We start from the raw sequence: 6,585 nt of genomic DNA, 5'->3' as shown, positions 1-6,585 counted from the left end.
GGACAGGTCGTCCGCGAGGGCGAACACGCGGGGCGCGAGCGCCGTGCGGGTGGTGCGGGACACGCGGACCTCCTTCGGCGGCTACCTCTTCGGGCGGTCCGGGCGGTCCGGACGGCCTCGGCGCCGATGATGACACAACGTGCGCGAAGTGCGCGAGACCCCTTGCGCACTTCGCGCAGTCGTGCCACCTTTTCCGGCGCGACACCTGTTCGTCGCCCGGTGTCCGGGCGACGTCAGCGAGAGCCGGTCGCCCTCCAGAATCCGAGAAGGTCGACGATGACCCCAACTCCTCACCTCCTTCCCCCACCCGGACCACCCAGCCGCCGGACCGTGCTCCGCTGGGGCGCCCTCGGCGGCACGGGCGTCGCGCTCGGTCCGCTGTCCGCCTGCGCAGGACCCACCGGAGCACCCGGCCCCGGCACACTCACGCTCGGTCTGAACCGATCCCTGGTGAGTCTCGACAACAAGCTGAACCAGTTCGACGCCGCGGTGACCGTGCAGCGCGCCGTACGCCAGGCGCTCACCTGGATCGGCCAGGACCTGCAGCCCCGGCTCGTGCTCGCCGACCGGTTCGAGATGACCGCTCCGACCGCGTGGAGCGTGCGACTGCGCGAAGGCGTCCGCTACTCGGACGGCAGCCCCGTCACCGTCGAGGACGTGGACACGGCCCTGCGCATGTACGGCAAGGTCAACGGCTCGTTCCTGCTCGGCCTCTTCCCCGAGATGCCGACCGTCGAGGCCACCGGCGAGCGGACGTTCCTCCTGCGTACCGAACGCCCGGTGCCGGTGCTCGACCGGCTGATGGCCAACATCCACATCACCCCGGCCAAGGCCAACCGGCCCGAGGAACTCCAGTCGGGGCTCGGCTCGGGCCCGTACCGCGTCGTCAGCGCGAACGGCGGTGCGGGCGAGTACACGCTGGCCCGCAACACCGAGTACTGGGGGAAGCAGCCGCCCGTCGACAAGGTCCGGGTGCGGTTCGTACCCGAGGAGTCCAGCCGGGTCATCGCCCTGCGCAGCGGCGAACTGGACGTCGTGGACACCCTCACCCCCGACTCGGCCGAGCAGCTCGCCGGCCTGCCCGGCGTCGCCGTCCAGGAGACCCCCGGCGTCCGGATCTGCCAGCTCTTCTACAACTTCCGCAAACCCGAAGGGCATCCGCTCGCCGACGCGCGCGTGCGCCACGCCCTGACCTACGCGATCGACGGCGAGTCCCTGATACGCGACGTCCTCATCGACTCCGCCGAGGCGGCCGAAGGAGTGGTGCCGCTCGCACTCCAAGGAGCGGTGCGCACCGGCACGTACGCCTACGACCCGCGCCGGGCCAAGGCACTGCTCAAGTCGCTGGACGCCGAGGACCTGCGGATCACCATCATGTGGGAGTCGGGCGAGTTCGCGGGTGACACCTCTGTGATGGAGGCCGTCGTCGACATGCTCCAGGACGTCGGCGTACGCGCCTCGCTGCGGCAGTTCGAGCCCGGCGGCGACATCCTGAAGTGGCGGCAGGGACGCGGCGGCGACTGGGACGTCATCGGCAACGGCTTCCCCGGCACGACCGGCCAGGCCCTCACCTCCCTCCAGGGCATGTACGGGGGCACGGCCGAGAAGGAACGCACCCGCGACACCTACATGGGCTACGTCATCCCACGCATCGAGCGGCAGCTCTCCGACGCCGCGACCGAGACGGACGCCGCCGAACGCGACAGGAAGCTGGCCGCGCTCCAGCACGCCGTCTGGGACACCTGGCCCAGCCTGTGGGCGTTCGCGCCCAAGACGCTGCTCGCGCGCCGCGACCGCGTCCAGGGTCTGGCGCTCCAGCCGGTCAACTCCTATGACCTGACCGCCGTACGGCTGGAGGGCTGAGCCGTGCCGACGTATCTCGCCCGCCGCATCGGGCAGAGCCTGCTGACCGTGTTCCTCACGCTCACCACCGTCTTCCTGCTGGTGCGGCTCGCGCCCGGCGATCCCGCCTCCGCGTACGCCGCGCCCAGCGCGACCAGCGCCGATCTCGCCCGCATCCGCGAGCAGTTCGGCCTCGACAAGCCGCTCTTCGTCCAGTACGCGTACTTCGTCCGCGATCTGTTCACCGGGGACCTCGGTACGAGCTACTCCTTCCACTCCCCCGCGCTCGACGTGGTCCTGGACCGGATGCCGTACACGATCACGCTCGCCGTCTCCGCCATCGCGGTCACGACCCTGGTCGCCGTGCCGCTCGGTGTGTGGATGGCCCGCCGCGCCGACACGCGCAGGGAGTTGGGCGCGAACGTACTGACCATCGCCGGTCAGTCGATGCCGGACTTCTGGACCGGAGTGATGCTGCTGACCGTCTTCGCGGTGCTGGTGCCGGTGCTTCCCGCGTCCGGCTTCACCTCGTGGAGTGGTCTGGTACTGCCGACGGTGACCGTGGCCGTTCTCCAACTCGCCCTGATCTCACGGCTGGTGCGCCGCGAGATGTCCACCGCCCTGGCTTCCTCGTACGTCACCGTCGCCCGCTCCCGGGGCGTCTCCGAGTCCGCGCTGACCTGGCGCTACGCGCTCGCGAACTCTTCGGTGCCGCTGGTCACCGCGCTCGGTACGCGCTTCGCGGCGCTGCTGAACGGTGTGGTGGTGGTCGAGGTCGTCTTCGGCTGGCCCGGGGTCGGCTCCCTCGTCGTACGCGCCCTGGAGACCCGCGACTATCCGCTCATCCAGGCCACCGTGCTGGTCACCGCGACCCTCGCGATCCTCGTCCAACTCCTCGTCGATCTGGCCTATCCGCTGCTCGATCCGCGGGTACGCCTCGGAAAGGCGGCCTGAGCCATGAGCACCGCCGTAGGCACCGGGCGGCCCAGTGCCGTCACCGCCCGCGATCTCGCCCGGGCCACCGCGACCCGGCAGCGGCGCGGCGCCCGTTTCAAGTTGTGGGCCGGAGGCGTGTGCACCGCGCTCGTCGTCCTGCCCGTGGCCCTCGCCGGACTCCTGCCGCTGCCCGGGGCGAACGCCCAGGACCTGTCGCGGCGGAGGCTGCCGCCGCTGAGCGAAGGCCATCTGTTCGGGACCGACCAGCTGGGCCGCGATCTGCTGTCGCGGGTCCTGCACGGCGGCCAGGTCTCCGTGACCGTCGGTGTACTCGCCGTGCTGGTCTCCGGTCTGATCGGCATCGCGGCCGGCTCGGCGGCCGGGTTCTTCGGCGGCTGGGTCGACGCGCTCGTCTCCCGGTTCCTGGAGGCCCAACTCGCCCTGCCCCTGCTGATGATGCTGCTTCTCGTGGTCGCCCTGTTCGGGCCGTCCGTCACCGTCATCACCTGTGTGATCGCGGTCGCACAGTGGCCGGAGGTGGCCCGGCTGACCCGTTCGCTCGTCCTCGTCGAACGCGAGAAGCCGTACGTGGCCGCCGCCCGCGTCCTAGGACTGCGCTCCTGGTCGGTCCTCGCACGGCATGTGATCCCCAACGTCGTCCGCCCCGCGAGCCTCGTCGTCCTGCTGCTGCTCGCGCAGGCGGTGCTGCTGGAGAGCGCGCTGAGCTTCCTGGGTGCGGGCCCGCAGCGGCCGTTCGCGACCTGGGGCCGGATCATCTCCGACGGCCAGGACTACATCACCACCTCGTGGTGGCTGGTGACTCTGCCCGGACTGGTCATCGTGGTGCTGGTGGTCGGGGTCAACCTGCTCGGGGACGGACTGCGGGACCGTACGCGCACCGGGTCGCGTGCCCGGCTGCGGAAGGGAGCATGAGCCATGGCCGAGGACACACCGCTGCTCGACGTGGCGGACCTGCAGGTCGAACTCATCACCGGGCAGGGCGTGGTGCGCGCGGTCGACGGGGTGACGTTCACCGTCCGCCGGGGCGAGACCGTCACCCTGATCGGCGAGTCGGGGTCGGGGAAGTCGACCACGGCGATGGGCGTGCTGCGACTGCTGCCCGAGGGCCTCGCCGTGCTGTCGGGGAGCGTCCGGATCGCGGGGCGGGACGTCGTGGCCGATCCGGACGCCGCGCGTGCGGTGCGCGGGCGGACCGTGTCGCTGATCCCGCAGGATCCGATGACGGCCCTGAGCCCCGTGCACACCATCGGCCGCCAGCTGGGCGACGCGCTGCGGCTGCGCCACCCGGACCTGACCCGAACCGAGGCCCGGGACAAGGGAGTCGAGCTTCTCGGGCGGGTGCGCATCTCCGAGCCGGAGACCCGCTGGAAGGCGTATCCCCACCAGTTCTCCGGCGGCATGCTGCAGCGCATCCTCATCGCGACCGCGCTCGCCGCCGAACCGGAGCTGCTGGTGGCGGACGAGCCCACCTCCGCGCTGGACGCCACCGTGCAGGCGAGCGTCCTCGATCTGCTGATGGAACTTCAGGAACACACCGGCATCGGGATGTTGATGATCACGCACGACCTCGGGGTGGCACGGCTCGTCTCCGACCGTATCCATGTGATGAAGGCCGGGCGGTTCGTCGAGTCGGGCTCCGCCGAGGAGATCGTCGAGCGGCCGACCGAGCCGTACACCCGCGAGCTGCTCGCCGCCGTGCCGCGCCTCGGCGCGTGGGACGAGGACGGCGACGGCGACGGCGACGGGCGGACCGAACCCCTGGTGCAGGGAGCAGCGTCATGACCGACAACACCGCCGTGACCGACGGCACCGCCGCCGACAGCGCCTCGGCGGCCCGGCCGCTGCTCTCCGTCGAGAACCTCGTCGTCGAGTACACCACCGCGCAGGGACCGTTCAAGGCTGTCGACGGGGTCGGCTTCCAGGTGTCGCGCGGCGGTTCGCTCGCCGTGGTGGGCGAGTCCGGCTGCGGAAAGTCGACCCTCGCCCGGGCCCTCGTCCGGCTGCTCAGGCCGGTGAGCGGCCGGATCGTCCTGGACGGCACCGACATCGCGGCCCTGCCCGAGCGGCGGCTGCGTCCGCTGCGGCGGCGGGTGCAGATGGTCTTCCAGGATCCTTACGGCTCGCTGGATCCCCATCTCACGGCCCAGCAGATCGTCGCCGAGCCGCTGCGGGTGGCCGGAGTCTCCGACAGAGCCCAACGCGCCCGACGTGCGGCCGAGTTGATCGACCGGGTCGGCCTGCCTGCCTCGGCCCTGGACCGGCGGCCGCCCGAGTTCTCCGGCGGCCAGCGGCAGCGCATCGGCATCGCGCGGGCCCTCGCCTCCAGGCCCGACCTCCTCGTCTGTGACGAGGCGACGTCCGCCCTCGATGTCTCCGTACAGGCCCAAGTACTGGATCTGCTGCGGGAGTTGCAGGCGGACACCGGTATCGCCTACCTCGTCATCGCCCACAACCTCGGGGTCGTCCGGGAGATCAGCACCGATGTGGTGGTGATGCGCGCGGGTCGGGTGGTGGAGACAGGACCGACGGCCGCCGTGCTTGCCTCGCCCGCCGACCCGTACACCCGCGCACTGCGCCGCGCCTCCCTCGACCCGACCAGGATCCGGGGTGTGAAGCCCCGGGCCGTTCTGTCTGCCGCGCCCGACCCGTCGTCCCCGTCTTCCCCACCCCCTGTGGCTTCTGTGGCTCCCCCCTCTGCTGCTTCATCTGCCTCTCCCGTTTCTCCCACCACGCCCGCATCGGAAGGAAACCGCTCGTGACCACCGGCATCACCCTGCCGAACATCCCTGTCCCGCTCTCCCGGCTCGTCCTCGGCACCATGACGTTCGGGGACACCGTGGACGCCGCCGGAGCGGCGGCCATGCTCGATGCCGCGCCCGACGCCGGCATCACCGGCGTCGACACGGCCAACGGCTACGCGGGCGGCGAGAGCGAGCGCATCCTCGCCGGGCTCCTGCCGGGCCGACGCGACCGGATCGTCCTGGCGACCAAGGCCGGGATCCCGCATCCCGACCAGGGCGAGCACGCCCCGCTCTCCGCCGCCGGCCTGCGGGCCGCCCTGGAGGGCAGCCTCAAGCGGCTCGGCACCGACTCGGTCGACCTCTTCTACCTCCACCAGCCCGACCGCGCGACACCGCTCGCCGAAACCCTCGCCACCGTCGCCGAGTTCGCCGCCGAGGGCAAGATCCGCGCCCTCGGCGTCTCCAACTACGCGGCCTGGCAGATCGCCGAACTCGTGCGCGTCGCCGAGGAGGTGGGCGCGCCGCGTCCCGTCGTCGCCCAGCAGCTCCACAACCTGCTCGCCCGCCGCATCGAGGAGGAGTACGTCGAGTACGCCTCTGTCAGCGGCCTGCGCACGATGGTCTACAACCCTCTCGGCGGGGGCCTGCTCACCGGTCGGCACCGCTTCGAACAGGCCCCGGAATCAGGGCGGTTCGGGGATTCCCGGGTCGCCGCGATGTACCGGGAGCGCTACTGGGACGAACGCCTCTTCTCCGCGGTCGACCGGCTCGCCGCCGTGGCGGAAGCCGCGGGCATGCCGCTCACCGACCTCGCGCTGCGGTGGCTCCTGAGCCGCGACTCCACCGACGCGTTGCTTCTCGGCGGGTCGAAGACGTCGCATCTGCTCGCCAATATCGCCGCCGCGCAGGCCGGTCCGCTGCCGGCCGATGTGATGGCGGCGTGTGACGAGGTCGGGGTGGGGTTGCGTGGGCCGATGCCTGCGTACAACCGGTGACCGCCGCCCAGTGGTCCCGCCGACGGGCAGCACTCCGGGTGCGGGGCGTC

6 protein-coding genes are annotated in these 6,585 nt (G+C 71.6%); all 6 read left to right on the top strand.

What is annotated here, in order from left to right; translation table 11 throughout:
• Window positions 1–276 precede the first annotated feature (276 nt).
• From O3Q52_RS16110 to O3Q52_RS16085, 6 genes are read left to right on the top strand one after another with little or no spacing between them, the layout of a single operon-like run.
• Complete coding sequence (locus tag O3Q52_RS16110; RefSeq protein ID WP_269649465.1) at window positions 277–1,863, top strand: ABC transporter substrate-binding protein; 1,587 nt, start codon at window positions 277–279, stop codon at window positions 1,861–1,863.
• A 3-nt stretch (window positions 1,864–1,866) separates the two neighbouring features.
• A complete protein-coding gene (locus tag O3Q52_RS16105) occupies window positions 1,867–2,796 on the top strand; it encodes an ABC transporter permease (RefSeq protein WP_269649464.1) in 930 nt (309 codons plus the stop codon).
• A gap of 3 nt (window positions 2,797–2,799) precedes the next feature.
• The gene (locus O3Q52_RS16100; RefSeq protein WP_269649463.1) at window positions 2,800–3,711 is read left to right on the top strand and encodes an ABC transporter permease; all 912 of its coding nucleotides are present in this window, start codon (window positions 2,800–2,802) and stop codon (window positions 3,709–3,711) included.
• Between the two features lie 3 nt (window positions 3,712–3,714).
• Window positions 3,715–4,581, top strand: coding sequence for an ABC transporter ATP-binding protein (locus O3Q52_RS16095; RefSeq protein WP_269649462.1), 867 nt, complete (start codon window positions 3,715–3,717; stop codon window positions 4,579–4,581).
• Window positions 4,578–5,558: an ABC transporter ATP-binding protein gene (locus tag O3Q52_RS16090; protein WP_269649461.1), complete on the top strand. Its 981-nt coding sequence runs from the start codon at window positions 4,578–4,580 to the stop codon at window positions 5,556–5,558. Before O3Q52_RS16095 ends, O3Q52_RS16090 begins: the two co-directional genes overlap by 4 nt.
• Window positions 5,555–6,535 (top strand): aldo/keto reductase, encoded by a 981-nt coding sequence (locus O3Q52_RS16085; protein ID WP_269649460.1) that lies wholly within the window; start codon window positions 5,555–5,557, stop codon window positions 6,533–6,535. Before O3Q52_RS16090 ends, O3Q52_RS16085 begins: the two co-directional genes overlap by 4 nt.
• The last annotated feature ends 50 nt before the right edge of the window (window positions 6,536–6,585 follow it).

It is taken from the genome of Streptomyces sp. ActVer (assembly GCF_027270795.1).
In the GTDB taxonomy this organism is placed as follows: domain Bacteria; phylum Actinomycetota; class Actinomycetes; order Streptomycetales; family Streptomycetaceae; genus Streptomyces; species Streptomyces umbrinus_A.
The sequence above is the reverse complement of the archived record's forward strand: the minus strand, read 5'-3'. Positions and strand labels throughout refer to the sequence as shown.

What these genes read in the sequence shown, in the direction of transcription:
- O3Q52_RS16110 (WP_269649465.1), top strand. Translation starts at nt 277, where the DNA reads ATGACCCCAACTCCTCACCTCCTTCCCCCACCCGGACCACCCAGCCGC.
- O3Q52_RS16100 (WP_269649463.1), top strand. Translation starts at nt 2,800, where the DNA reads ATGAGCACCGCCGTAGGCACCGGGCGGCCCAGTGCCGTCACCGCCCGC.
- O3Q52_RS16095 (WP_269649462.1), top strand. Translation starts at nt 3,715, where the DNA reads ATGGCCGAGGACACACCGCTGCTCGACGTGGCGGACCTGCAGGTCGAA.
- O3Q52_RS16090 (WP_269649461.1), top strand. Translation starts at nt 4,578, where the DNA reads ATGACCGACAACACCGCCGTGACCGACGGCACCGCCGCCGACAGCGCC.